The 24381-nt window shown below is 54.2% G+C and carries 23 protein-coding genes and 2 tRNA genes; 5 read left to right on the top strand and 20 right to left on the bottom strand.

Annotation, left to right across the window (positions count from 1 at the left end):
* Nucleotides 1-13: 13 nt before the first annotated feature.
* Nucleotides 14-649 carry an NAD(P)H-binding protein gene (locus tag OGV83_RS16255; protein WP_024130979.1) on the bottom strand — a complete coding sequence of 212 codons (636 nt, stop codon included), beginning with the start codon at nt 647-649 and terminating at the stop codon, nt 14-16.
* 32 nt (nt 650-681) lie between these two features.
* Complete coding sequence (locus tag OGV83_RS16250; protein WP_115614385.1) at nt 682-1122, bottom strand: YhbP family protein; 441 nt, start codon at nt 1120-1122, stop codon at nt 682-684.
* A 52-nt stretch (nt 1123-1174) separates the two neighbouring features.
* Between OGV83_RS16250 and OGV83_RS16245 the strand changes: the two genes are divergently transcribed.
* Nucleotides 1175-1477 (top strand): GIY-YIG nuclease family protein, encoded by a 303-nt coding sequence (locus OGV83_RS16245; RefSeq protein ID WP_024130980.1) that lies wholly within the window; start codon nt 1175-1177, stop codon nt 1475-1477.
* On the opposite strand, the gene OGV83_RS16240 is transcribed toward OGV83_RS16245, so the two are convergent.
* Both OGV83_RS16240 and ubiT read right to left on the bottom strand, forming a co-directional pair.
* Nucleotides 1464-1967, bottom strand: coding sequence for a GNAT family N-acetyltransferase (locus OGV83_RS16240; protein WP_012135286.1), 504 nt, complete (start codon nt 1965-1967; stop codon nt 1464-1466). The two genes, OGV83_RS16245 and OGV83_RS16240, sit on opposite strands and share 14 nt — an antisense overlap.
* The gene (gene ubiT / locus OGV83_RS16235; protein WP_024130981.1) at nt 1961-2485 is read right to left on the bottom strand and encodes a ubiquinone anaerobic biosynthesis accessory factor UbiT; all 525 of its coding nucleotides are present in this window, start codon (nt 2483-2485) and stop codon (nt 1961-1963) included. Before ubiT ends, OGV83_RS16240 begins: the two co-directional genes overlap by 7 nt.
* Before the next feature lie 220 nt (nt 2486-2705).
* Between ubiT and ubiU the strand changes: the two genes are divergently transcribed.
* From ubiU to OGV83_RS16220, 3 genes are all read left to right on the top strand, one after another.
* The gene (gene ubiU / locus OGV83_RS16230; protein ID WP_275376069.1) at nt 2706-3701 is read left to right on the top strand and encodes a ubiquinone anaerobic biosynthesis protein UbiU; all 996 of its coding nucleotides are present in this window, start codon (nt 2706-2708) and stop codon (nt 3699-3701) included.
* An 8-nt stretch (nt 3702-3709) separates the two neighbouring features.
* A complete protein-coding gene (locus OGV83_RS16225; RefSeq protein WP_024130982.1) occupies nt 3710-4588 on the top strand; it encodes a U32 family peptidase in 879 nt (292 codons plus the stop codon).
* A 185-nt stretch (nt 4589-4773) separates the two neighbouring features.
* Nucleotides 4774-5781, top strand: coding sequence for a luciferase-like monooxygenase (locus OGV83_RS16220; RefSeq protein WP_286464082.1), 1008 nt, complete (start codon nt 4774-4776; stop codon nt 5779-5781).
* Between the two features lie 90 nt (nt 5782-5871).
* On the opposite strand, the gene mtr is transcribed toward OGV83_RS16220, so the two are convergent.
* The 12 genes from mtr to OGV83_RS16160 all read right to left on the bottom strand — a co-directional run bounded on the left by mtr (nt 5872) and on the right by OGV83_RS16160 (nt 19620).
* The gene (gene mtr, locus OGV83_RS16215; protein ID WP_286464079.1) at nt 5872-7116 is read right to left on the bottom strand and encodes a tryptophan permease; all 1245 of its coding nucleotides are present in this window, start codon (nt 7114-7116) and stop codon (nt 5872-5874) included.
* Between the two features lie 153 nt (nt 7117-7269).
* Nucleotides 7270-9168 carry an ATP-dependent RNA helicase DeaD gene (gene deaD / locus OGV83_RS16210; protein WP_024130983.1) on the bottom strand — a complete coding sequence of 633 codons (1899 nt, stop codon included), beginning with the start codon at nt 9166-9168 and terminating at the stop codon, nt 7270-7272.
* Nucleotides 9161-9241 carry a protein YrbN gene (gene yrbN / locus OGV83_RS16205; RefSeq protein WP_010723222.1) on the bottom strand — a complete coding sequence of 27 codons (81 nt, stop codon included), beginning with the start codon at nt 9239-9241 and terminating at the stop codon, nt 9161-9163. The genes deaD and yrbN overlap by 8 nt, the downstream gene beginning before the upstream one ends.
* Before the next feature lie 105 nt (nt 9242-9346).
* Nucleotides 9347-10231, bottom strand: a complete 885-nt coding sequence (nlpI, locus tag OGV83_RS16200) for a lipoprotein NlpI (protein ID WP_012135296.1) — start codon at nt 10229-10231, stop codon at nt 9347-9349.
* 109 nt (nt 10232-10340) lie between these two features.
* The gene (gene pnp, locus OGV83_RS16195) at nt 10341-12476 is read right to left on the bottom strand and encodes a polyribonucleotide nucleotidyltransferase (protein WP_047461008.1); all 2136 of its coding nucleotides are present in this window, start codon (nt 12474-12476) and stop codon (nt 10341-10343) included.
* Nucleotides 12477-12722: 246 nt separating this feature from the next.
* Nucleotides 12723-12992, bottom strand: coding sequence for a 30S ribosomal protein S15 (rpsO, locus tag OGV83_RS16190; RefSeq protein WP_003861789.1), 270 nt, complete (start codon nt 12990-12992; stop codon nt 12723-12725).
* A gap of 152 nt (nt 12993-13144) precedes the next feature.
* Nucleotides 13145-14089: a tRNA pseudouridine(55) synthase TruB gene (gene truB, locus OGV83_RS16185; protein ID WP_012135299.1), complete on the bottom strand. Its 945-nt coding sequence runs from the start codon at nt 14087-14089 to the stop codon at nt 13145-13147.
* The gene (gene rbfA, locus OGV83_RS16180) at nt 14089-14490 is read right to left on the bottom strand and encodes a 30S ribosome-binding factor RbfA (RefSeq protein WP_001040203.1); all 402 of its coding nucleotides are present in this window, start codon (nt 14488-14490) and stop codon (nt 14089-14091) included. The genes truB and rbfA overlap by 1 nt, the downstream gene beginning before the upstream one ends.
* Nucleotides 14491-14658: 168 nt before the next feature.
* Nucleotides 14659-17343 (bottom strand): translation initiation factor IF-2, encoded by a 2685-nt coding sequence (gene infB / locus OGV83_RS16175; protein ID WP_012135301.1) that lies wholly within the window; start codon nt 17341-17343, stop codon nt 14659-14661.
* Nucleotides 17344-17367: 24 nt separating this feature from the next.
* Nucleotides 17368-18855 (bottom strand): transcription termination factor NusA, encoded by a 1488-nt coding sequence (gene nusA, locus OGV83_RS16170; protein ID WP_012135303.1) that lies wholly within the window; start codon nt 18853-18855, stop codon nt 17368-17370.
* A gap of 28 nt (nt 18856-18883) precedes the next feature.
* Entirely contained in the window at nt 18884-19336 is a 453-nt protein-coding gene (gene rimP / locus OGV83_RS16165) for a ribosome maturation factor RimP (RefSeq protein WP_012135304.1), read from the bottom strand.
* Between the two features lie 207 nt (nt 19337-19543).
* Nucleotides 19544-19620 (bottom strand) — tRNA-Met (locus tag OGV83_RS16160).
* A gap of 346 nt (nt 19621-19966) precedes the next feature.
* Here OGV83_RS16160 and argG point away from each other — a divergent pair.
* Nucleotides 19967-21310, top strand: a complete 1344-nt coding sequence (gene argG, locus OGV83_RS16155) for an argininosuccinate synthase (RefSeq protein ID WP_049010995.1) — start codon at nt 19967-19969, stop codon at nt 21308-21310.
* A 205-nt stretch (nt 21311-21515) separates the two neighbouring features.
* Here argG and OGV83_RS16150 read toward each other — a convergent pair.
* The 4 genes from OGV83_RS16150 to folP all read right to left on the bottom strand — a co-directional run bounded on the left by OGV83_RS16150 (nt 21516) and on the right by folP (nt 24350).
* A tRNA-Leu gene (locus tag OGV83_RS16150) sits at nt 21516-21602 on the bottom strand.
* Nucleotides 21603-21611: 9 nt separating this feature from the next.
* Nucleotides 21612-21944, bottom strand: coding sequence for a preprotein translocase subunit SecG (gene secG / locus OGV83_RS16145; RefSeq protein ID WP_012135307.1), 333 nt, complete (start codon nt 21942-21944; stop codon nt 21612-21614).
* A gap of 227 nt (nt 21945-22171) precedes the next feature.
* Nucleotides 22172-23509, bottom strand: a complete 1338-nt coding sequence (gene glmM, locus OGV83_RS16140) for a phosphoglucosamine mutase (protein WP_012135308.1) — start codon at nt 23507-23509, stop codon at nt 22172-22174.
* A complete protein-coding gene (folP, locus tag OGV83_RS16135; protein WP_286464078.1) occupies nt 23502-24350 on the bottom strand; it encodes a dihydropteroate synthase in 849 nt (282 codons plus the stop codon). The genes glmM and folP overlap by 8 nt, the downstream gene beginning before the upstream one ends.
* Between the last annotated feature and the right edge of the window lie 31 nt (nt 24351-24381).

Here is a 24381-nt window from a genome sequence, read left to right as displayed (position 1 = left end):
CAGTGAACAGATGCTATAACGCCCTTTCCCGCAACTGGGATGAGGTCAGGATGGTAACGCCTTCTTGCTCCGGCGCCAGAGCCTCTTCCAGCATCGCACGCGCCACATCTCTGGCGTCGATGGATTTCCAGTTTCCCGGCAGCAGCCGGAACAGCGGCGCAAACAGCGTTTCATTCATCCGGTGTTTAGCTCTGTCGCCAAGCAACATGGAGGGACGCGCAATCGTCAGGCGCGGCCATTGCTGGGCGATTAACGCCTCTTCCATTTCACCTTTGACCCGGTTATAGAAAAACGGCGATCGCGCATTTGCGCCCATCGCACTCACGACCAGCATATGCCGGGCGCCCAGCCGCCGCCCCGTCAGCGCGGTATCCACCACCAGCGTATAATCCGCATGAATAAACGCCTCTTTGCTTCCGGCCTCGCGGCGAGTCGTTCCCAGACAGCAAAAAACAATGTCCACCGGATCGGTCACCTGCGCCAGCGCATCGGTCAGTTGAGGATCGTGAGGATTATAAACGCCGACCATATCCGCCAGAGGGCGGCGTGTGGGCGCGGCTATCGAATGAATCCGGGGTTCATTAAGCAACATCCGCAGGAGGTGTCCTCCCACCAGCCCCGTCGCCCCTGTAATTAACACCTGAGTCATCGCGCGCTCCATAACCTCAACCATTCATCTAACTATAGGCTACGGATCGGGCTGCGTAGCCAGTGCATTTTTTTGCCAAATCCCAACGTGTTGTCAGTGAATTTAATTTCATCCAGGCGGATTTCCCATACTGGCGCAGGCAGCATTCTGGCGACAGGAAAGCGGCGGAGATAGGCCTGACGCGCCGCATCGCGTTCCTCGCCCTCAAGCTTGCGGATCTCCCCTTTAAACTGTATTCCGCGAATCCGCGCCACCGTTTTCGGCTGACCGTTGACCGTTCCGGCAACGGGCGCGCGCGGGCCGGACATCTGCGCATGGCGCGTTTTCTCTTCCGTGAGTACATAAAACGCGACCTTTTGCGCATCAAACAGATAAAACGCGTTTGCGCACCAGAGTTCGCCCTCATGCTGAACGCACCAGGTGACCACATGCTGCTTTGCCAGCCAGCGGCTTATCGCGGTGAGTGTTTCCATCGTTATTCTCTCTTATACTGGGCATCTGAAAATTAACACGCTAATGGTCATGATGACACCCTGGTATCTGTATCTGATCCGCACCGCAGACAATGCCCTCTACACCGGGATTACGACCGATGTGGCGCGCCGCTATAAGCAGCATCAAAGTGGTAAAGGCGCAAAAGCGTTGCGCGGAAAAGGGGAACTCACCCTGGCGTTTTCGGCGCAGGTCGGCGAACGCTCGCTTGCCCTGCGCATGGAGTATCGCATCAAGAGACTCACAAAGCGCCAGAAGGAGCGCCTCGTGACAGAAGGTGAAGGGTTTGAGGCGCTACTGGCCAGCCTGCAAACCCCAACGCTTAAAAGCGATTGAAATGGTCGTGGTATTCCACCAGGCCCGTCACGCCGTCCAGCGCGTCTTCCGCCAGGCGGTGTACCTGGAAAGCGCTTTCGGTGCCCGGCCAGCGGCAATGAAGATCGTAATGCGCCGCCAGTTCAAAACCGAAACGGCTGTACAATGCCGGCTCGCCCAGCGTGACGACCGCCGCATAGCCAAACTCGTTGAGTGAATCCAGTCCTTCGTAGACCAGTTGGCGCGCAAGCCCTTGTCCACGGTAGTTTTCATCTACCGCCAACGGCGCCATTCCCACCCATTGCAGGTCTTCACCCTGTACATCGACCGGACTAAACGCCACATAGCCAACCACCTGACCTTCGTCGTCAGTGGCGACCAGACCCAGCGTCAGGAAGCCATCTTCGCGCAGGTCATGCACCAGCTTCGCTTCCGCATCGCTTTCGAACGTGCGGCGCAGCAAAGCGTCGATACCGGGCGCGTCAATGGGAATTTCAACTCGAATCAGCATGGTTCACCTACCGAGGTCTGTTTGGTTTCTGGCGAGGTTTTCATACCCGCCTCAACAAAATCCGCCAGTTGCAGCAGCATAATGCGTAACGCTTTCGGCATCTGCTCCAGTTCGATGGCGTCCATCAGGTTTTTCACATACAGCCCTAACTCTGTATCGCCTTCAATGACCAGACGACGCTGGAAGAAGAGCGTATCAGGGTCCTGCTTACGCGCCGCAATCATCAACAAGTCGCTGGCATCGGCGCTAAAGCTCACGTCGGCCTCAGCGTTCTGACTGACAATCAGTTTGCCGTTCTCAACAGAGGTGTACCATCTGAGGTTAATATCACGCACCGTAATACTTAACCAACGGCCTTCGAGGAACTCAAGCTCCCCATCTGCCAGCGCCTGACGAAATTGCCAGCTCAGAACCTGTTCCAGAACCTGGCGCTTCAGCGCAAAGGGCGTCAGTTTAACCGGAACACTCATCAGAGACGGGCCAAAATGTACTAAGCGTGAGCGCAGTTTATCCAACACGAGCTTTACTCCCTGTTTCAATAATCCCGTTATTTTGCCATATCAGATAAACGACATAGCGGCGTAAATCAACAATTCGATACGAAATTGTTACCCAGTTATAGGTGTAACCAATACGCCTTTAACTGCCTTAAATCAAAAATTGTCGCAGCAAGGTTAACTAAAATCTCTCTTCGTTAACAATTTTGCGGCCTGGACGGCGCAACATTCAGGAATAATTATGGAGCTGCTCTGCCCTGCCGGAAATCTCCCGGCGCTTAAGGCGGCCATTGAGAACGGTGCTGATGCCGTTTATATCGGGCTAAAAGATGATACTAACGCCCGTCACTTCGCCGGTCTTAATTTTACTGAGAAAAAATTGCAGGAAGCGGTGAATTACGTCCATCAACATCGCCGTAAACTGCACATCGCGATTAACACGTTTGCACACCCGGATGGATATGTTCGCTGGCAGCGTGCCGTGGATATGGCGGCGCAACTGGGCGCAGATGCGCTGATCCTGGCCGACCTTGCTATGCTTGAGTATGCAGCAGAACGCTATCCGCATATTGAGCGCCATGTCTCTGTTCAGGCATCGGCAACGAATGAAGAAGCAATTAACTTCTACCATCGCAACTTTGACGTTGCGCGCGTCGTCCTGCCGCGCGTGCTTTCCATTCATCAGGTGAAACAGCTCGCCCGCGTCACGCCCGTACCGCTGGAGGTCTTCGCCTTCGGCAGCCTGTGCATTATGGCGGAAGGCCGTTGCTACCTCTCCTCTTATCTGACGGGTGAATCCCCCAATACCGTCGGCGCCTGCTCCCCGGCCCGCTTCGTGCGCTGGCAACAGACCTCTCAGGGGCTGGAATCGCGCCTGAACGAGGTGCTCATCGACCGCTATCAGGACGGTGAGAACGCCGGTTATCCAACGCTGTGTAAAGGTCGCTATCTGGTTGATGGCGAGCGCTACCACGCGCTGGAAGAACCTACCAGCCTCAACACGCTGGAACTGCTGCCTGACCTGCTGGCGGCGAATATCGCCTCGGTGAAAATTGAAGGGCGTCAGCGCAGCCCGGCGTATGTCAGCCAGGTGGCGAAAGTGTGGCGTCAGGCGATCGACCGCTGCATAGCCGACCCGCAAAACTTCGTCCCGCAAAGCGCCTGGATGGAGACGCTTGGCTCCATGTCCGAAGGCACTCAGACCACGCTTGGCGCGTATCACCGTAAATGGCAGTGAGAGAAGCAATGAAATATTCCTTAGGGCCGGTGCTTTACTATTGGTCGAAAGAGACGCTGGAAGCATTTTATCAGCAGGCCGCCACCAGCAGCGCCGACGTGATTTACCTTGGCGAAGCGGTGTGCAGCAAACGCCGCGCCACCAAAGTGGGCGACTGGCTTGATATGGCGAAATCCCTTGCCGGAAGCGGCAAGCAGATCGTGCTCTCCACGCTGGCGCTGGTACAGGCCGCCTCTGAATTGGGCGAACTGAAACGCTATGTGGAAAACGGCGACTTCCTGCTGGAGGCCAGCGATCTCGGCGTCGTGAATATGTGCGCCGAGCGCAAGCTGCCGTTTGTCGCCGGTCACGCGCTTAACTGCTATAACGCGGTAACGCTACGTCTGCTGCTTAAACAGGGCATGGTGCGCTGGTGCATGCCGGTCGAGCTTTCCCGCGACTGGCTGGTGAATCTGCTGAACCAGTGCGATGAGCTCGGCATCCGCAATCAGTTTGAAGTGGAAGTGCTGAGCTACGGTCATCTGCCGCTGGCGTACTCCGCCCGCTGTTTTACCGCACGTTCGGAAGACCGCCCGAAAGATGAGTGTGAAACCTGCTGCATCAAGTACCCGAACGGGCGCAACGTGTTGTCGCAGGAGAATCAGCAGGTGTTCGTGCTTAACGGTATTCAGACCATGAGCGGCTACGTTTATAACCTCGGCAACGAACTGACCTCCATGCAGGGGCTGGTCGACATTGTGCGCCTTTCCCCGCTGGGTACGGAGATATTCGCCATGCTCGACGCCTTCCGCGCCAATGAAAACGGCAGCGCGCCGTTGCCGCTGGCCGCGCACAGCGACTGCAACGGTTACTGGAAACGCCTGGCCGGTCTGGAACTACAGGTGTAACTGAACCTTGCCGGATGGCGGCATAAATGCTTTATCCGGCCTACAATGCGCTTGTAGGCCTGATAAGCGAAGCGCCATCAGGCAGTTGATGTTTGCGCCCCGCCTTATACCGCTCACTTTGTTAACAACGGTAATCAAATTTTAATGCAGTATTAAATGATTCACCGACGACAAAGTGAGCCGTTATGACTGACAAAACCATTCCATTTTCGCTGCTGGATCTGGCACCGATCCCCGAAGGCTCCTCTGCGAAAGAGGCCTTCTCACACTCACTGGATCTCGCCCGTCTGGCAGAACGGCGCGGCTATCACCGCTACTGGCTGGCGGAACATCACAACATGACCGGTATCGCCAGCGCGGCGACATCGGTGCTGATTGGCTATCTGGCCGCCAATACCACCACGTTGCATCTGGGTTCTGGCGGGGTGATGCTCCCCAACCACTCACCGCTGGTTATCGCCGAGCAGTTCGGTACGCTGAATACGCTCTATCCTGGACGGATTGATCTGGGCCTGGGGCGCGCGCCGGGAAGCGATCAGCGCACCATGATGGCGCTGCGCCGTCATATGAGTGGCGATATTGATAATTTCCCGCGCGACGTCGCTGAACTGGTGGACTGGTTCGACGCGCGCGATCCCAATCCACATGTACGCCCGGTTCCGGGCTATGGCGAGAAGATCCCAGTGTGGCTGCTGGGTTCCAGCCTGTACGGCGCACAGCTGGCGGCGCAGCGTGGTCTGCCGTTCGCCTTCGCCTCCCACTTCGCACCCGATATGCTGTTCCAGGCGCTGCATCTCTATCGCACCCAGTTCAAGCCGTCCGCGCGGCTGGAAAAACCGTATGCGATGGTGTGCATCAATATCATCGCCACTGACAGCAATCGCGATGCGGAATTTCTGTTTACCTCTATGCAGCAGGCGTTTGTGAAACTGCGTCGCGGCGAGACCGGGCAGCTACCCGCGCCAATTCAAAATATGGATCAGTTCTGGTCGCCGTCCGAGCAATATGGCGTGCAGCAGGCGCTGAGCATGTCGCTGGTGGGCGATAAAGCCAAAGTACGTCACGGGCTGGAATCTATTCTGCGCGAAACGCAGGCGGATGAGATTATGGTCAACGGGCAGATTTTCGATCATCAGGCGCGGCTGCATTCGTTTGACCTGGCGATGCAGGTGAAAGAAGAGTTGGTGGGGTAGTACGTTGTTTTGCCCGGTGGCGCTTCGCTTACCGGGCCTACGAGATTGTTCAGGCCGGATAAGGCGTAGCCGCCATCCGGCACAACAAACTTACTGGTACACTGGTAGCAAGTTCACGCTCGACAGAATATGCACCAGCGCGTTGCCGATACCGAATACCAGGATCAGCGCAATCATCGGCTTGCCGCCCCAGACACGGAATTTCGGGCTGCCGAAGCGTTGGCGTGAAGCTCGCGCCAGCAGAGCCGGAACAATGGCTGCCCAGATGGTTGCCGCCAGCCCCGCATAGCCAATAGCATACAGGAACCCGTTCGGCCACAGCAGACCACCAATCACCGGCGGCAGGAAAGTCAGCAGCGCAGTTTTGAAGCGCCCCAGCGCCGAATCATCAAAACCAAACAGATCCGCCAGATAGTCAAACAGACCGAGCGTCACGCCGAGGAACGAACTCGCCACCGCAAAGTTAGAGAACACCACCAGCAGCAGATCCAGACTGCGGCTGTTCAGTACGCCGCTCAGCGCCTGTACCAGCACATCAATATTACCGCCCTGCTGCGCAATACCGATAAACGCCGGGCGCGGAATATTACCCATCGTACCCAACAGCCAGATGGTATACAGCACCAGCGCCATCAGCGTACCGTACACCAGGCATTTCACGATGGTACGCGGATCTTTACCGTAATATTTCATCAGGCTTGGCACGTTGCCGTGATAACCAAACGACGCCAGACAAAACGGCAATGTCATCAGCAGGTACGGCGTGTAAGACGCGTTGCTTTCGGCCACGTTAAACAGCGTCGCCGGCGTGACGTGCCCCAGCAGACTGCCGAAGGTCAGAAAGAAGGTGATGACTTTCGCGCCCAGCACAATCGCCGTCATCCGGCTAACCGCTTTTGTACTCAACCAGACGACAAAGGCCACCAGCAACGCAAACGCAAAACCTGCCGTCCGCGCCGGAACGTTCAGCGACATTTCAGCAAAGGTATGATGCAGAATCGAGCCGCTCGCCGAGATATAGGCGTAGGTCAGGATATAGAGCACAAAGGCAATAGAGATCCCATTCACCACGTTCCAGCCTTTACCCAGCAGGTCTTTGGTGATGGTGTCAAAGCTGGAGCCAATCCGGTAGTTGAGGTTGGCTTCGAGGATCATCAGCCCGGAATGCAGCATACAGAACCAGGTAAACACCAACGCCGCCATCGACCAGAAGAACCACGCACCGGACATGACCACCGGCAGGGAGAACATTCCCGCGCCAATAATGGTGCCGCCGATGATCACCACGCCGCCAAGCAGCGAAGGTGACGTTTGGGTGGTGGTTAGTGTTGCCATTCAGCCCTCTCTCCAGTGAATAATATTGCGACTGCATTTTATTGTGTCGCACTGTACCAGTACGCGAGTACAAAAGAAATAAAAAAAGCCCCGATCGCAATCATCGGGGCTGTATATTTTACTTTACGGTACGAGACCGCGATTTAGCGTGGATTACGCATCACCGCCGAAACGACGACGACCGGTGGAGTCGTCACGACGCGGCGCACGGCCTTCACGACGCTCACCGCTGAAACGACGACCATCACCACGGCCACCTTCACGACGTTCGCCGCCAAAACCACGACCGCCTTCACGACGCTCGCCACCGAAGCTACGACCACCGCCACGACGCTCGTTACCGGAATGCGGTTGCGCATCGCCCAGCAGCTGCATGTTCATCGGCTTGTTCAGGATGCGGGTGCGCGTAAAGTGCTGCAACACCTCACCCGGCATACCTTTCGGCAGCTCAATGGTGGAGTGGGAAGCAAACAGCTTGATGTTACCAATGTAACGGCTGCTGATGTCGCCTTCGTTAGCAATCGCGCCAACGATATGACGCACTTCAACACCATCGTCACGGCCCACTTCAATGCGGTACAACTGCATATCGCCAACGTCACGACGTTCACGACGCGGACGATCTTCACGGTCACCACGGTCAGCACGCGGGCCACGATCGTTACGATCGCGCGGACCACGGTCATCACGGTCACGGAATTCACGTTTAGGACGCATCGGCGCATCCGGCGGTACGATCAGCGTGCGTTCGCCCTGCGCCATTTTCAGCAGTGCGGCAGCCAGCGTTTCGAGATCCAGCTCTTCGCCTTCTTCGGTCGGCTGGATTTTCGCCAGCAGTGCGCGGTACTGATCCAGATCGCTGCTTTCCAGCTGCTGCTGAACTTTCGCTGCAAATTTTTCCAGACGGCGTTTGCCCAGCAGTTCTGCGTTCGGCAGTTCCACTTCCGGGATGGTCAGCTTCATGGTGCGTTCAATGTTGCGCAGCAGACGACGCTCGCGGTTCTCAACGAACAGCAGCGCGCGGCCAGCACGACCCGCACGACCGGTACGGCCGATACGGTGAACGTAAGACTCGGAGTCCATCGGGATATCGTAGTTTACAACCAGGCTGATGCGCTCAACGTCCAGGCCACGGGCCGCAACGTCAGTTGCAATCAGGATATCCAGACGACCGTCTTTCAGACGCTCCAGAGTCTGCTCACGCAGCGCCTGGTTCATGTCGCCATTCAGCGCGGCGCTGTTGTAACCGCTACGCTCCAGCGCTTCAGCCACTTCCAGGGTCGCATTTTTAGTACGAACGAAGATAATCGCCGCATCAAAATCTTCAGCTTCCAGGAAACGCACCAACGCTTCGTTTTTACGCATGCCCCAGACAGTCCAGTAGCTCTGGCTGATGTCAGGACGCGTGGTCACGCTGGACTGAATGCGTACTTCCTGCGGCTCTTTCATAAAGCGGCGGGTAATGCGACGAATCGCTTCCGGCATGGTGGCAGAGAACAGTGCGGTCTGATGACCTTCAGGAATCTGCGCCATGATGGTTTCAACGTCTTCGATGAAGCCCATACGCAGCATTTCGTCGGCTTCGTCCAGCACCAGACCGCTCAGTTTAGAGAGATCCAGCGTGCCGCGTTTTAAGTGATCAAGCAGACGTCCCGGCGTACCGACAACGATCTGCGGCCCTTGACGCAGGGCGCGTAACTGCACGTCATAACGCTGGCCGCCGTACAGGGCAACCACGTTCACGCCGCGCATATGTTTAGAGAAATCCGTCATGGCTTCAGCAACCTGAACCGCCAGTTCGCGGGTCGGTGCCAGCACCAGAATCTGAGGTGCCTTCAGCTCAGGATCAAGATTGTTAAGCAGCGGTAAGGAGAACGCTGCGGTTTTGCCGCTACCGGTCTGGGCCATACCCAGAACATCGCGACCGCCCAGCAGATGCGGGATGCACTCTGCCTGGATTGGAGATGGTTTTTCGTAACCCAGATCGTTAAGGGCGTCAAGGATAGGAGCCTTCAGGCCCAGATCTGCAAAAGTGGTTTCGAATTCAGCCATGTAGTACGTGTGCCTCAAAATTAATGGCGGCCAGTCTACATAACTCATCATGAAATTGATCTGCAATTTTCATTGAAAAGTGTGAACCGGCTCAAAGTAGGTGTATTAACGAACAACAACGCCCTCACCCGTGAAGGTGATGGCAATCAAAAAGATTACGGGCTGATGTGTACGTCAGCTATTGCTGGTCCGATTCTGCCAGGTCATCTTGGTCCTGGCCCAGGAGCGATAATTCCAACAATGCGTATCGGTGCTCAACAAAGTTATGAACGTTGTTAGCCACCGCCAGTTTGAACAATGCCGTAGCGTTGTCCAAATCCCCCAGACTTAGGTAATACTTACCTAAATAGAAGTTGGTTTCACTGAGATGCTCAGCGAGCGAGGTGTTATCCGTTGCGTCCGCCTTCAGGCGTTCCATCAGCGTTGCTTCGCTAATGTTGCCCAGGTAGAACTCGACAATGTTCCATCCCCATTGTTCTTTATCCGATTTCTCGAAGCGTTGCTTTAACGCTTCTTTCGCCTGCTTCTCATCGAGCTTCTGCTCAGCGAGATAAAGCCACAGGCTGCGGAAAGGATCATTGGGATCGTCTTGATAAAACGCCAGCAGATCATCTTGCGCTAACTTGTCGCGACCGCCGTAATACAATGCGATACCGCGATTTAAGTACGCGTAGTTGTAAGTTGGATCAAGCTCAAGTACAGAATCAAACGCTTCATAGGCAGCATCAAAATTGCCTGCCTGCGTTAAATAAATGCCTAAGTAATTGAATACTTCAGGCATATCCGGTCGGATTGCCAGCGCTTGTGAAAAATCATTTCGCGCTAATGCCCTCAGACCCAGACTATCATACAACACTCCGCGCTCATATAAAAGCTGTGCGCGTTCGTCATCGGTTAAAGCCCGACTGGCAAGAATTTGTTCCATGCGTGCCAGAATCACTTCCTGCTGCAAAGTCGGTTGCAATGGCACCGCGAGGACTTCACTCTTACGCCAGGCAGAGTTGCTGCATCCTGCCAGCGTGAGTGCTGTCGCAACGAAACACCAGCGCAAAAAAGGCTTCATTTCCCACTCCCGAAGACAACGATTGAATGAACGTCCTGTTCCCCGGTTGCTGACAAGGCGTCCTGCCGGGTCAAAGGCCCTCCGCCAAAGCGGAGGGCAAATAGCAACCTTACTCGCCCTGTTCTGCTGCCGGAGCTTCCGGCGCAGCAGCTGGTTGAGACTGCTCAGTTGCTTCTTTAATGCTCAGACGTACGCGGCCCTGGCGATCAACTTCCAGAACTTTAACCGGTACTTCCTGACCCATTTGCAGGTAATCGGTCACTTTCTCTACGCGCTTGTCAGCGATCTGAGAGATGTGTACCAGACCTTCTTTACCGCCGCCAATGGCAACAAACGCGCCAAAGTCAACGATGCGGGTCACTTTACCATTGTAGATACGGCCCACTTCGATTTCCGCAGTGATCTCTTCGATACGACGGATAGCATGTTTCGCTTTTTCGCCGTCGGTCGCCGCGATCTTCACCGTACCGTCATCTTCAATTTCAATGGTGGTGCCGGTTTCTTCGGTCAGAGCACGGATAACAGAACCGCCCTTACCGATAACGTCTTTGATCTTGTCCGGGTTGATCTTGATGGTGTGGATACGCGGAGCGAACTGAGAAATGTCGCCACGCGGCGCGTTGATCGCCTGTTCCATCACGCCCAGGATGTGCAGACGCGCACCTTTTGCCTGGTTCAGCGCAACCTGCATGATCTCTTTGGTGATACCTTCAATTTTGATATCCATCTGCAACGCAGAGATACCGTCGCGGGAACCCGCCACTTTGAAGTCCATATCGCCCAGGTGGTCTTCGTCGCCCAGGATGTCAGACAGAACAACAAAGTTGTCGCCTTCTTTCACCAGACCCATCGCGATACCCGCAACGGCCGCTTTAATCGGCACGCCTGCGTCCATCAGCGCCAGGGAAGCGCCACACACGGAAGCCATAGAGGAAGACCCGTTGGATTCGGTGATTTCAGACACCACGCGAACGGTGTACGGGAATTTGTCCATTTCCGGCATAACTGCCAGAACGCCGCGCTTCGCCAGACGACCGTGACCAATTTCACGACGCTTCGGAGAACCGACCATGCCGGTTTCGCCAACGGAGTACGGAGGGAAGTTGTAGTGGAACAGGAAGCTGTCAGTGCGTTCGCCCATCAGTTCATCAAGAACCTGCGCGTCACGAGCGGTACCCAGCGTCGCCGTGACCAGCGCCTGCGTTTCGCCACGAGTGAACAGCGCGGAACCGTGAGTACGCGGCAGCACGCCAGTACGCACGTCCAGACCACGGATCATGTCTTTTTCACGGCCATCAATACGCGGCTCGCCGGCCAGTACGCGGCTACGAACAACGTTTTTCTCGATCGCGTGCAGGATTTCGCCCAGTTCGTTTTCGTCCAGGGTTTCGTCTTCTGCAACCAGCGCAGCGATGGTTTCAGATTTGATCACGTCAACCTGAGCATAACGCTCCTGTTTGTCGGTGATACGGTAAGCGTCGCTCAGGCGAGCTTCGGCCAGCGCAGCAACGCGCGCGTTCAGCGCTTCGTTTACCGCTTCCGGCTGCCAGTCCCAACGCGGTTTGCCCGCTTCTTTCACCAGATCGTTGATGTTTTGAATCACAATCTGCTGCTGCTCGTGGCCGAATACCACGGCGCCCAGCATGGTGTCTTCGCTCAGCAGTTCTGCTTCGGATTCAACCATCAGAACAGCCGCTTCAGTACCGGCAACCACCAGGTCCAGCTTACTTTCTTTCAGTTCGTCCTGAGTCGGGTTCAGTACATACTGGTCATTGATATAACCAACACGCGCGGCGCCAATCGGGCCGTTGAACGGAATGCCGGACAGAGACAGCGCGGCGGAAGCACCGATCATCGCGACGATATCCGGGTTAACCTGCGGGTTAACGGAAACGACGGTTGCGATAACCTGAACTTCGTTAACGAAGCCTTCCGGGAACAGCGGACGAACCGGGCGGTCAATCAGACGCGCGATCAAGGTTTCGCCTTCGCTCGGACGGCCTTCACGACGGAAGAAGCTGCCCGGGATACGGCCAGCAGCGTAAGTACGCTCCTGATAGTTAACGGTCAGCGGGAAGAAATCCTGGCCCGGCTTCGCTTTTTTCTGACCAACAACGGTAACGAATACCGCAGTGTCATCCATGCTTACCATAACGGCGGCAGTTGCCTGACGCGCCATCATGCCAGTTTCCAGCGTAACGGTATGCTGACCGTACTGGAATTTACGAACGATCGGATTAAGCAAAATAATACCCTTTCTTAATTTTTGACGGCACACTCAGGCGCCATCGTTAATACCCGATCTTCTGCGCATCCTCGCGACTAATGACAACCCTAACCCATGCTCTTTGGGTGAAGCCTCTCATTAGCCGCGCGAACCTCTGCAACGGAAGATCATCCATAGCAACAATACATTAGTTTCCAGTGAATTGCTGCCGTCTGGTTGAAAAAAGGGGCCATGAAGGCCCCCTCTTTCTGAAACTCGCAAGAATTAGCGACGCAGACCCAGACGCTCGATCAGCGCGGTGTAACGTGCAACATCTTTACGTTTCAGGTAGTCGAGCAGTTTACGACGCTGAGAAACCATGCGCAGCAGACCACGACGGCTGTGGTGATCTTTTTTGTGCTCTGCAAAGTGGCCCTGCAGGTGGTTAATCTGTGCAGTCAGCAGAGCAACCTGAACTTCGGTAGAACCGCTGTCGTTAGTACCACGACCAAACTCAGAAACGATTTTAGCTTTAGCTTCAACGCTTAGAGACATGATGAACTCCAAAAATAATAAAGAATGAAAGGGTGCCAATCTCTAATTCAGCGACCCCATGTAAACGCCGCGCGAACTTGTTAAAAAATTTACGTGACGTTAAGCGGCGGTATTCTACTCGTAGCGCCCTGTTATCGCAAGACGGAGCAGCATTACGCCGGGTACTCAACCACTAACCGACGAGGCGCCACGCGGCCTTCATCGTCAATTTCGCCCATGCCAATAAATTTTTCGTCATCACCTTCCGTCACGCGAACCAGCCCTTCAAGCGGCACGCCTGTCGTCCGTACCGGGTTACCGTTTTTAAAGTAAACCGATGACGTTAAAGGAAGATTGACAACTGGATAGTCCGAAGCCGGACTGTCCATCGGCATCAGCAGCGGATCTAACAGTTGCGCAGCCGGAATATCCTGCCGTTCCGCCTGTTCAACAAGCTCACGTAGCTGTTCCAGCGTGACCATACGGTCAACCGGATATTTACTGACCGCCAGACGTCGCAGGAAGATCACATGCGCGCCACACCCAAGTTTCTCACCCAAATCATCGATAATGGTGCGAATGTAGGTGCCCTTCGAGCAGTGAACCTCCAGCTCCAGTTCATCCCCTTCATGGCGAATAAACAGCAGTTCGTAAACGGTAATCGGGCGGGCTTCACGGGGAACTTCAATCCCCTGACGCGCATATTCGTAGAGCTTCTTGCCCTGATACTTCAGCGCCGAATACATCGATGGAATCTGCTCGATATCGCCACGGAACGTCTCCAGCGCGGCAGCTAACTGCTCTGCGCTGAAGGTTACCGGACGTTCCTGCACGATTTGACCATCGGCATCGGAGGTGTCGGTACGCTGCCCCAGGCGGGCAATCACGCGATAACGTTTGTCAGAATCCAGCAGATACTGCGAAAACTTTGTCGCTTCCCCGAGGCAGATGGGCAACATGCCCGTCGCCAGCGGGTCCAGCGCGCCGGTATGTCCGGCACGGTTGGCGTTATAGATGCGTTTTACTTTCTGCAAGACGTCATTGCTGGACATGCCCTGCGGCTTATCCAGCAGCAGGACACCGTGAATGTCGCGACCACGACGACGAGGACGACTCATTAGTCCTCCTTGCTGTCGTCCGGGTTCACACGACGTTCTTCGTCATGTTTCACCACGTTAGTCACCAGGTTAGACATACGCATCCCTTCAACCAGCGAGTTGTCGTAGAAGAAGGTCAGTTCCGGCACGATACGCAGACGCATCGCTTTCCCCAGCAGGGTACGGATAAAGCCAGACGCTTCCTGCAACGCTTTGATGCCCGCTTTTACCGCGTCTTCATCTTTGTCGTTCAGAAAGGTGACATACACTTTGGCATAGGCCAGATCGCGGGACATCTCCACACCGGAAACGGTGGTCATCATGCCAAGACGCGGATCTTTAATTTCGCGTTGCAGGATGATAGCGATCTCTTTTTGCATTTCCTGGGCTACGCGCTGCGGGCGACCAAATTCTTTCGCCATAATAAATTCTCCAGAATAAAGACAAAAAAGGGGCCAAAAGCCCCTTTTTAAATTTCATGCCGGGTGGCGTGGGCTATAAACTGTAGGCCTGATAAGCATGGCGCCATCAGGCATTACATTGCCGGATGGCGGCGTAAACACCTTATCCGGCCTACAACCCGGCCGACCTTACGCAATCGTACGTTGGATCTCGATGATCTCGAACACTTCGATCATATCGCCAACGCGAACGTCGTTGTAGTTCTTAACGCCGATACCACATTCCATGCCGTTACGGACTTCGTTAACGTCATCTTTGAAGCGGCGCAGGGATTCCAGCTCGCCTTCGTAGATAACTACGTTGTCGCGCAGTACGCGGATCGGGTTGTGGCGTTTAATCGTACCTTCAGTAACCATACAGCCTGCGACAGCGCCAAATTTCGGTGATTTGAACACGTCACGGACTTCAGCCAGACCAATGATCTGCTGTTTCAGTTCTGGAGACAGCATGCCGCTCATTGCCGCTTTCACTTCGTCGATCAGGTTATAGATGACGGAGTAGTAGCGCAGATCCAGGCTTTCCGCTTCAATCACTTTACGCGCAGAGGCATCGGCACGCACGTTGAAGCCAACCAGGATCGCGTTGGATGCAGCAGCCAGGGTTGCGTCGGTTTCGGTGATACCACCTACGCCGGAACCGATGATCTTCACTTTCACTTCGTCGGTAGACAGTTTCAGTAAAGAGTCGGAGATTGCTTCCACAGAGCCCTGAACGTCCGCTTTCAGTACGATGTTCACTTCATGAACTTCGCCTTCGGTCATGTTAGCGAACATGTTCTCAAGTTTAGATTTCTGCTGACGCGCCAGTTTAACTTCGCGGAATTTACCCTGACGATACAGCGCAACTTCACGAGCTTTCTTCTCGTCACGAACCACGGTCACTTCATCACCGGCAGCCGGAACGCCGGACAGACCCAGGATCTCAACCGGAATGGACGGACCCGCTTCCAGCACTTCCTGACCCAGTTCGTTACGCATTGCACGAACGCGGCCATATTCGAAGCCGCACAGGACGATGTCGCCTTTGTTCAGCGTACCTTCACGAACCAGGACGGTTGCAACCGGACCACGACCTTTATCCAGGAAGGATTCGATTACCGCGCCGCTCGCCATGCCTTTACGAACTGCTTTCAGTTCGAGGACTTCAGCCTGCAACAGGATTGCATCCAGCAGTTCGTCGATGCCAGTACCCGCTTTTGCAGATACGTGGACGAACTGGCTTTCGCCGCCCCACTCTTCCGGCAGGATGCCGTACTGGGACAGTTCGTTTTTAACACGATCCGGATCGGCTTCTGGCTTATCGATCTTGTTCACCGCAACCACAACCGGCACACCCGCCGCTTTCGCGTGCTGGATAGCTTCGATGGTCTGCGGCATCACGCCGTCGTCTGCCGCCACAACCAGAACAACGATATCCGTTGCCTGCGCACCACGAGCACGCATAGAGGTAAACGCGGCGTGACCCGGAGTATCCAGGAAGGTGATCATACCGTTGTCGGTTTCAACGTGGTAAGCACCGATGTGCTGGGTAATGCCGCCCGCTTCGCCAGAGGCCACTTTCGTTGAACGAATGTAGTCCAGCAGAGAGGTTTTACCGTGGTCAACGTGACCCATGATGGTCACAACCGGTGCGCGCGGTTCAGCCGCCGCACCTGTATCACGGTCGCTCATTACCGCTTCTTCCAGCTCGTTTTCACGACGCAGGATAACTTTGTGGCCCATCTCTTCGGCAACCAGCTGTGCGGTTTCCTGGTCGATGACCTGGTTGATGGTCGCCATCGCGCCCAGTTTCATCATCGCTTTGATGACCTGAGAGCCTTTTACCGCCATCTTGTTCGCCAGCTCGCCAACGGTGATGGTTTCACCAATCACAACGTCACGGTTAACAGCCTGAACCGGTTTCTGGAAGCTCTGTTGCAGAGCAGAACCTTTACGGTTTTTACCGCCTTTACCGCCGCGAACGGCCGCACGGGCTTCTTCACGATCGGCTTTCGATTCAGAGTGTTTGTTGCCTTTTTTCGCCGGACGCGCTGCTTTCGCATTGCGACTACGACCACGGCCGCCTTCAACTTCACGGTCGTTTTCGTCTTCGGCCTGGCGGGCGTGTTGAGACGTGGTAACGTGATAATCGCTGGTGTCTTCAGTCGGCTCCGCGTTATCAGTCCATTTGTTCTCTTCCGCCATGCGGCGAGCTTCTTCTGCTACGCGACGCGCTTCTTCTTCAAGTTTGCGACGCGCTTCTTCTTCCGCTTTACGCTTCAGCTCTGCTGCTTCATTTTCACGGCGGGCTTTTTCGGCCTGGGCGGTTTTGGTCATATCGTCAGTCTGTTGATTGCTCACTTTGTCTTTTTCCGCAGCTTCACGTTTCGCTTTTTCAGCGGCGTCACGTTTAGCTTGTTCTGCGGCCTCACGGTCAGCTTTTTGTTGCGCCTCGCGTTTGGCTGTTTCTTCTGCCTCACGACGGGCTTGCTCTTCCGCTTCACGCTGCGCCTGCTCTTCCGCAGCGAGACGTTCTGTCTCTTGCGGATCGCGTTTCACAAAGGTGCGTTTCTTGCGGACTTCGATTTGTACCGATTTACTTTTTCCACCGGTACCTGGAATATTCAACGTGCTGCGCGTTTTACGTTGCAGCGTCAACTTATCCGGCCCTGAACCATTTTCACGATTCAGGTGCGCCAGTAAAGTCTGTTTTTCTTGTGCGGACACAGAGTCATCAGCAGACTTCGGGATACCGGCATCAGCGAATTGCTGTACCAGGCGATCCACGGAGGTCTGTATCTCTGCGGCCAGCGCTTTTACGGTTACATCTGTCATGCTGTTCCTTCCTGCTACAGTTTATTACGCTTCGTCGCCGAACCAGCAAATATTACGGGCAGCCATAATCAGCTCACCGGCTTTTTCGTCGGTCAACCCTTCGATATCAGCCAGATCATCAATGCCCTGCTCAGCGAGATCTTCCAGCGTACAAACACCACGGGCAGCCAGTTTGAATGCCAGGTCGCGACCCAATCCTTCCAGATTCAGCAGATCGTCAGACGGTTTGTTATCACCAAGGCTTTCTTCCTGGGCCAGTGCCAGAGTGGTCAGTGCGTTTTTGGCACGCTCGCGCAGCGCTTCAACGGTCGGTTCATCCAGCCCGTCGATTTCCAGCAGTTCTTTCATTGGCACGTAGGCCAGTTCTTCCAGCGTCGCGAAACCTTCTTCAACCAGTACGGTTGCGAACTCTTCATCAATATCGAGATATTTGGTGAAGGTATCGATCGCTGCATGTGCTTCAGCCTGATGCTTAGCCTGCAAGTCATCAACCGTCATCACGTTAAGTTCCCAGCCGCTCAGTTGCGCAGCCAGACGGACGTTCTGACCATTACGTCCGATCGCCTGAGCCAGATTACCGGCTTCAACAGCGATATCCATGGTGTGTTTATCTTCATCCACCACGATAGAAGCGACGTCTGCTGGCGCCATCGCGTTAATCACGAACTGCGCCGGGTTATCATCCCACAGGACGATATCGATACGCTCGCCGCCCAGTTCAGTAGAAACGGCCTGAACGCGCGCACCACGCATACCCACACAGGCGCCGACCGGATCGATACGCTTGTCGTTGGTTTTCACCGCGATTTTCGCACGGGAACCCGGATCGCGAGCCGCCGCTTTAATTTCGATGACTTCTTCGCCGATTTCCGGTACTTCGATACGGAACAGCTCGATCAGCATTTCCGGTTTGGAACGCGTCACAAACAGTTGCGCACCGCGCGCTTCCGGGCGAACGGAGTACAGAACGCCACGAATACGGTCGCCAGGACGGAAGTTTTCGCGCGGCAGCATATCTTCACGCAGGATCACGGCTTCAGCATTGCTGCCCAGATCCAAAGAGATGTTGTCGCGGTTTACTTTCTTCACCACGCCGGTGATGATTTCGCCTTCGTGCTCGCGGAACTGATCGACCACCATCGCACGCTCGGCTTCACGTACTTTCTGTACGATAACCTGTTTTGCCGTCTGGGTGGTGATACGGTCAAAGGTGACAGATTCAATCTGATCTTCAACGTAGTCGCCCAGGTTCAGGCTTTCGTCTTCAAAACGCGCCGCTTCCAGCGTAATTTCTTTTGTCGGCAGCGTGACTTCTTCTACGATTAACCAACGACGGAAGGTATCGAAATCACCGCTTTTACGATCGATTTGTACGCGAACATCGATCTCTTGTTCGTATTTTTTCTTCGTTGCTGTAGCCAGCGCACTTTCCAGCGCTTCAAAAATCTTCTCGCGTGGCAGCGCTTTCTCATTGGAAACGGCTTCAACAACGGCCAAAATTTCTTTGTTCATCGCGGGCTTTTCACCTCAATCCAGACTATTAAAAGTGGGGAACCAGGTTCGCCTTCTGGATATTACTCAGCGCGAACACTTCATCTTTACCTTCGACTGTGACAGTGATCATTTCACCGTCAACCGCTTTGATAACGCCCTGCCATTTACGACGGTTTTGTACCGCCATACGAAGTACCAGCGTCACTTCTTCACCCAGGAAACGCGCGTAGTGCTCAGCCGTGAACATAGGACGGTCGAGACCTGGCGAGGAGACTTCCAGGTTGTATGCCACAGTGATGGGATCTTCGACATCCAGCACCGCGCTCACCTGGTGACTCACATCAGCACAATCATCAACATTGATGCCATCTTCACTATCAATATAGATGCGCAGTGTGGATGTGCGACCGCGAATAAATTCGATGCCGACCAGTTCGTAACCTAAGGCTTCAACTGGCGCTGTAATCATCTCTGTTAATTTTTGCTCTAATGTGGACAAGCCCACCCCCAAGACATAAAAAAAGGGCCTAAAGCCCAGTTATTCTGTAGTCAGATAACAAAAAACCCCGATAAATCGGGGCTTTAGATAACTGAACCCTATAACCGCAACTGCGGTCTGGAGAACCTTCCGAAAGAATTTTTTTCAAATCCAGCTACGAAGGCCTAAGTCTTCACAGTATATTTGAAAAAGAACTCTAAGGGAAAGTGGTTGCGGGGGCCGGATTTGAACCGACGACCTTCGGGTTATGAGCCCGACGAGCTACCAGGCTGCTCCACCCCGCGCCTGAAACGTGGCAAATTTTACTCGCTTTGGGTAAAAGATGCAAATACTGCTGGGATTTGGTACCGAGGACGGGACGTAAAATCTGCGCGTATTATATTGATTCGATATGCGATATGTCAACCGCGTTAATAATATGCACATGAATGAATACCAACCCGGCCTCCGTTAAGAAGCCGCGCCAGTCAGGAAAGAAGCCACCCCATACCGTTTTTTAACGAAATTATCACTAAACTCTTCCTGTCATCCGTAAAAGATGATTAAATGAAAACTCACTTATTTTGCATAAAAATGCACTGAGAGCAGAAAGCCGATCTCTTCATCAGTCTATCAAGCAGGGTTTTATTTATGACGACGATTCTCAAGCATCTTCCGGTAGGTCAACGTATTGGTATCGCTTTTTCCGGCGGCCTGGACACCAGTGCTGCACTGCTGTGGATGCGACAAAAAGGCGCTGTCCCTTATGCATATACTGCGAATCTGGGTCAGCCGGATGAGGATGACTATGACGCCATTCCTCGTCGCGCAATGGAATACGGTGCAGAGAACGCTCGCCTGATTGATTGCCGTAAACAGCTGGTTGCCGAAGGGATCGCCGCGATTCAGTGCGGCGCTTTCCATAACACCACCGGCGGACTGACCTATTTCAACACCACGCCGCTGGGCCGCGCCGTTACCGGCACGATGCTGGTCGCTGCGATGAAGGAAGATGGTGTTAACATCTGGGGCGACGGCAGTACCTATAAAGGAAACGACATCGAGCGTTTCTACCGTTACGGCCTGTTGACCAACGCGGAGCTACAGATTTACAAACCGTGGCTGGATACCGACTTTATTGATGAGCTGGGCGGTCGTCATGAGATGTCCGAGTTTATGATTGCCTGCGGTTTCGACTACAAGATGTCCGTCGAAAAAGCCTATTCCACTGACTCCAACATGCTCGGCGCGACCCATGAAGCCAAAGATCTGGAATTCCTGAACTCCAGCGTCAAAATCGTCAATCCAATCATGGGCGTCAAGTTCTGGGATGAAAACGTGAAAATCCCGGCGGAAGAAGTTACCGTGCGCTTTGAACAGGGGCATCCTGTCGCGCTAAACGGTAAGACCTTCAGCGATGATGTTGAACTGATGCTGGAAGCTAACCGTATCGGCGGCCGTCACGGTCTGGGCATGAGCGATCAGATTGAGAACCGTATCATCGAAGCGAAGAGCCGGGGTATCTATGAAGCGCCGGGGATGGCTCTGCTGCATATCGCCTATGAGCGTCTGCTGACCGGCATCCACAACGAAGACACTATCGAGCAATATCATGCGCATGGCCGTCAGTTAGGCCGCCTGCTGTATCAGGGCCGCTGGTTTGACTCCCAGGCGCTAATGCTGCGTGACGGTCTGCAACGTTGGGTGGCCAGCCAGATTACCGGTGAAGTCACGCTGGAGCTGCGTCGTGGTAACGACTACTCGATCCTGAATACCGTCTCTGACAATCTGACCTACAAACCAGAGCGTCTGACGATGGAAAAAGGTGACTCCGTGTTCTCGCCGGATGACCGTATCGGTCAGTTGACGATGCGCAATCTGGATATCACCGATACGCGTGAAAAACTGTTTGGTTATGCGCAGTCAGGCCTGCTTTCCGCCTCTTCCGCGACAGGTTTGCCGCAGGTTGAGAATCTGGAAAACAAAAGCAAGTAAGTTAACGGACAACGATTAAAGGCCGCGTAAGCGGCCTTTTTTGTGGGCGGTGTAGGCCTGATAAACGAAGTGCCATCAGGCACATTACGTAACATGTCGGATGGAGGCGTAAACGCCTTATCCAACCGACAAAAACAAAGTCTATAACCCCCGCGAAATACAGACGAAAAAAAAGACGCTTTTCAGCGTCTTTCTTTCGGAATATTGGTACCGAGGACGGGACTTGAACCCGTAAGCCCTATTGGGCACTACCACCTCAAGGTAGCGTGTCTACCAATTCCACCACCTCGGCACGGAAATCTTAGTGTGGGATATCGCTGCTCGGCTGTGCCGGTGCAACTGGCTGAGTCTGCTCGGTTTTTGCCGGAGCGCTCAGATTTTCCCACTCACTTCCTTTATTGGTCTTGTTGCTGTTGATATTGCCCAGCGCCAGACTGATGATGAAGAACAGCGTTGCCAGCACAGCCGTCATACGGGTCATGAAGTTACCAGAACCACTTGAACCAAACAGCGTAGCGGAAGCGCCTGCTCCAAAGGAGGCTCCCATATCAGCGCCTTTACCTTGCTGTAGCATGATCAAGCCTACCAGGCCAATTGCCACAATAAGGAAAACTACCAAAAGAGCTTCGTACATAATCAACCTGTTCCTTGCGGAGTTGCCGCATACCAATGCTTCAACCAATAAAGCGGGATAATTTACTGTTTCCCACTGAAGCGGGTGTGAATACTAACCAAAGCGAATGACCTTCGCAAGGGCAATTTTAGTGCATTGTATCAACTGCGGAAAAAAACAGCAAAAAGGTCTTTTTCCTGCAACAAAAAGGCGGCAAACGCCGCCTTTTTAGTCACTTATCACCAGGATTAAACCGCTTTTACGGCATCCGCAATACGATGAGCAAACTCAGTAACCTGTGCTTCATCCTCGCCTTCTACCATTACGCGAATTAACGGTTCAGTACCGGACTTACGCAGCAGCACGCGACCACGATTTCCCAGCGCCGCTTCGACTTCCGCCGTCACCGCCTTAACGTTGTCATTCTCCAGCGGATCGCCGCTACCGGCCGCATAACGTACGTTAACCAGAATCTGCGGGAACATTTTCATGCCGCTGCACAAATCGTGCAGACTCATGTGGTTACGCACCATCGCCGCCAGAACCTGTAGCCCCGCGACAATACCGTCACCGGTGGTGGTTTTATCCAGCAGAATAACGTGGCCGGAGTTTTCCGCCCCAATACGCCAGCCTTTTTCTTGCAGTTTTTCCAGCACGTAGCGGTCGCCAACTTTAGCACGCGCGAACGGAATGCCCAGCTGTTTCAACGCCAGCTCCAGACCCATGTTGCTCATCAGCGTACCGACTGCGCCACCGCGCAGTTGACCCTGACGCAAACCTTCGCGGGCGATGATATACATGATCTGATCGCCATCGACTTTATTCCCTTCATGGTCAACCATGATCACGCGATCGCCGTCGCCGTCCAGCGCGATCCCTAAATCGGCTTTCTCCGCGATCACGCGCGCCTGTAGCGCACGCACATCCGTAGCGCCGACTTCTTCATTAATATTGACGCCGTTCGGCTCACAGCCAATCGCAATGACATTCGCACCCAGTTCACGCAGGACGTTCGGTGCAATGTGATAGGTCGCACCGTTGGCGCAATCCACAACAATCTTCAGCTCATTCAGGCTCAGTTCGTTCGGGAACGTACCTTTGCAGAACTCAATGTAGCGCCCCGCAGCATCCACAATACGGCTGGCTTTACCCAGCTCAGAGGAATCCACGCAGGTGATCTCTTTTTCCATCTCTGCTTCAATGGCCTCTTCAACTTCATCAGGCAGTTTGGTGCCGTCAATGGAGAAGAATTTAATCCCGTTGTCATAAAACGGGTTATGTGAAGCGGAGATAACGATCCCGGCCTCTGCACGGAAGGTTCGGGTCAGATAAGCCACCGCAGGCGTCGGCATCGGGCCGGTAAAAGAGGCAGACAATCCCGCCGCCGCCAGACCGGCTTCCAGCGCAGACTCCAGCATATAGCCAGAAATACGCGTGTCTTTACCGATAATGATTTTACGTGAACCATGACGCGCCAGCACTTTCCCTGCGGCCCAGCCCAGCTTAAGCACAAAGTCAGGAGTAATGGGCGCATCGCCTACACGACCACGGATCCCATCGGTGCCAAAATATTTACGATTACTCATAGCGTTTATTTTCCTTTGCAGACAGGGTGGCTTCTACCACACGCATCGCTTCTACGGTTTCTTTAACGTCATGGACACGAATGATATGCGCCCCCTGCATTGCGGCGATAACCGCACACGCCAGGCTCCCGCTCAAACGATCGGAGGGTCCGACGTTGAGCAACTGACCAATCATCGATTTACGTGACATTCCCACCAGCAGCGGCAGGTTAAAATGATGAAACTCTGCCAGACGTGCCAGTAACGTATAGTTATGGGAGAGATTTTTACCGAAACCGAATCCCGGGTCGAGCAACAATTTCTCTTTTGCGATGCCTGCCCTTTCACAGCATGCTATTTGGTCAATAAAGTAGCGATTGACCTCTGCAAAAACGTCTTCGTACTTTGGCGCTTCCTGCATTGTTTTAGGCTGCCCTTGCATATGCATCAGGCAGACCGGTAAACCAGTCTCAGCCGCCGCCTCAAGCGCGCCCGGTTCAGAGAGGGAGCGAATGTCGTTGATGATGTGAGCGCCCACTCTTGCCGATTCCCGAATCACCTCCGGTTTTGAGGTATCCACTGAAATCCATACCTCAAAACGCTGGGCGATGGACTCAACCACCGGGATCACGCGTTCCAGTTCTTCTTCAACGCTGACATCCGCCGCACCCGGTCGCGTTGATTCGCCGCCGACATCAATAATCGTCGCTCCGGCGTTAATCATCAGATTAGCGTGCTTCACCGCCTCCACCAGCGTATTGTGCGTCCCGCCATCGGAGAAAGAATCCGGCGTGACGTTCAGGATGCCCATTACGTGTGGGTGAGAGAGATCCAGCGTGGAGCCCTGGGCGAAGAGTTTCATAGCTAATCCTTCTGATGTTATTTCAAATATA

The organism is Citrobacter sp. CK189 (assembly GCF_030333505.1).
Classification (GTDB): domain Bacteria; phylum Pseudomonadota; class Gammaproteobacteria; order Enterobacterales; family Enterobacteriaceae; genus Citrobacter_B; species Citrobacter_B koseri.
This window is presented reverse-complemented; position numbering and strand designations above follow the sequence as displayed.

Excerpts from the sequence above, each read along its gene's own strand:
- OGV83_RS16255 (WP_024130979.1), bottom strand. The coding sequence starts at position 649 with ATGACTCAGGTGTTAATTACAGGGGCGACGGGGCTGGTGGGAGGACAC.
- OGV83_RS16250 (WP_115614385.1), bottom strand. The coding sequence starts at position 1,122 with ATGGAAACACTCACCGCGATAAGCCGCTGGCTGGCAAAGCAGCATGTG.
- OGV83_RS16245 (WP_024130980.1), top strand. The coding sequence starts at position 1,175 with ATGACACCCTGGTATCTGTATCTGATCCGCACCGCAGACAATGCCCTC.
- OGV83_RS16240 (WP_012135286.1), bottom strand. The coding sequence starts at position 1,967 with ATGCTGATTCGAGTTGAAATTCCCATTGACGCGCCCGGTATCGACGCT.
- ubiU (WP_275376069.1), top strand. The coding sequence starts at position 2,706 with ATGGAGCTGCTCTGCCCTGCCGGAAATCTCCCGGCGCTTAAGGCGGCC.
- OGV83_RS16225 (WP_024130982.1), top strand. The coding sequence starts at position 3,710 with ATGAAATATTCCTTAGGGCCGGTGCTTTACTATTGGTCGAAAGAGACG.
- OGV83_RS16220 (WP_286464082.1), top strand. The coding sequence starts at position 4,774 with ATGACTGACAAAACCATTCCATTTTCGCTGCTGGATCTGGCACCGATC.
- mtr (WP_286464079.1), bottom strand. The coding sequence starts at position 7,116 with ATGGCAACACTAACCACCACCCAAACGTCACCTTCGCTGCTTGGCGGC.
- deaD (WP_024130983.1), bottom strand. The coding sequence starts at position 9,168 with ATGGCTGAATTCGAAACCACTTTTGCAGATCTGGGCCTGAAGGCTCCT.
- yrbN (WP_010723222.1), bottom strand. The coding sequence starts at position 9,241 with ATGAAAATTGCAGATCAATTTCATGATGAGTTATGTAGACTGGCCGCC.
- nlpI (WP_012135296.1), bottom strand. The coding sequence starts at position 10,231 with ATGAAGCCTTTTTTGCGCTGGTGTTTCGTTGCGACAGCACTCACGCTG.
- rpsO (WP_003861789.1), bottom strand. The coding sequence starts at position 12,992 with ATGTCTCTAAGCGTTGAAGCTAAAGCTAAAATCGTTTCTGAGTTTGGT.
- truB (WP_012135299.1), bottom strand. The coding sequence starts at position 14,089 with ATGAGTCGTCCTCGTCGTCGTGGTCGCGACATTCACGGTGTCCTGCTG.
- rbfA (WP_001040203.1), bottom strand. The coding sequence starts at position 14,490 with ATGGCGAAAGAATTTGGTCGCCCGCAGCGCGTAGCCCAGGAAATGCAA.
- infB (WP_012135301.1), bottom strand. The coding sequence starts at position 17,343 with ATGACAGATGTAACCGTAAAAGCGCTGGCCGCAGAGATACAGACCTCC.
- nusA (WP_012135303.1), bottom strand. The coding sequence starts at position 18,855 with ATGAACAAAGAAATTTTGGCCGTTGTTGAAGCCGTTTCCAATGAGAAA.
- argG (WP_049010995.1), top strand. The coding sequence starts at position 19,967 with ATGACGACGATTCTCAAGCATCTTCCGGTAGGTCAACGTATTGGTATC.
- secG (WP_012135307.1), bottom strand. The coding sequence starts at position 21,944 with ATGTACGAAGCTCTTTTGGTAGTTTTCCTTATTGTGGCAATTGGCCTG.
- glmM (WP_012135308.1), bottom strand. The coding sequence starts at position 23,509 with ATGAGTAATCGTAAATATTTTGGCACCGATGGGATCCGTGGTCGTGTA.
- folP (WP_286464078.1), bottom strand. The coding sequence starts at position 24,350 with ATGAAACTCTTCGCCCAGGGCTCCACGCTGGATCTCTCTCACCCACAC.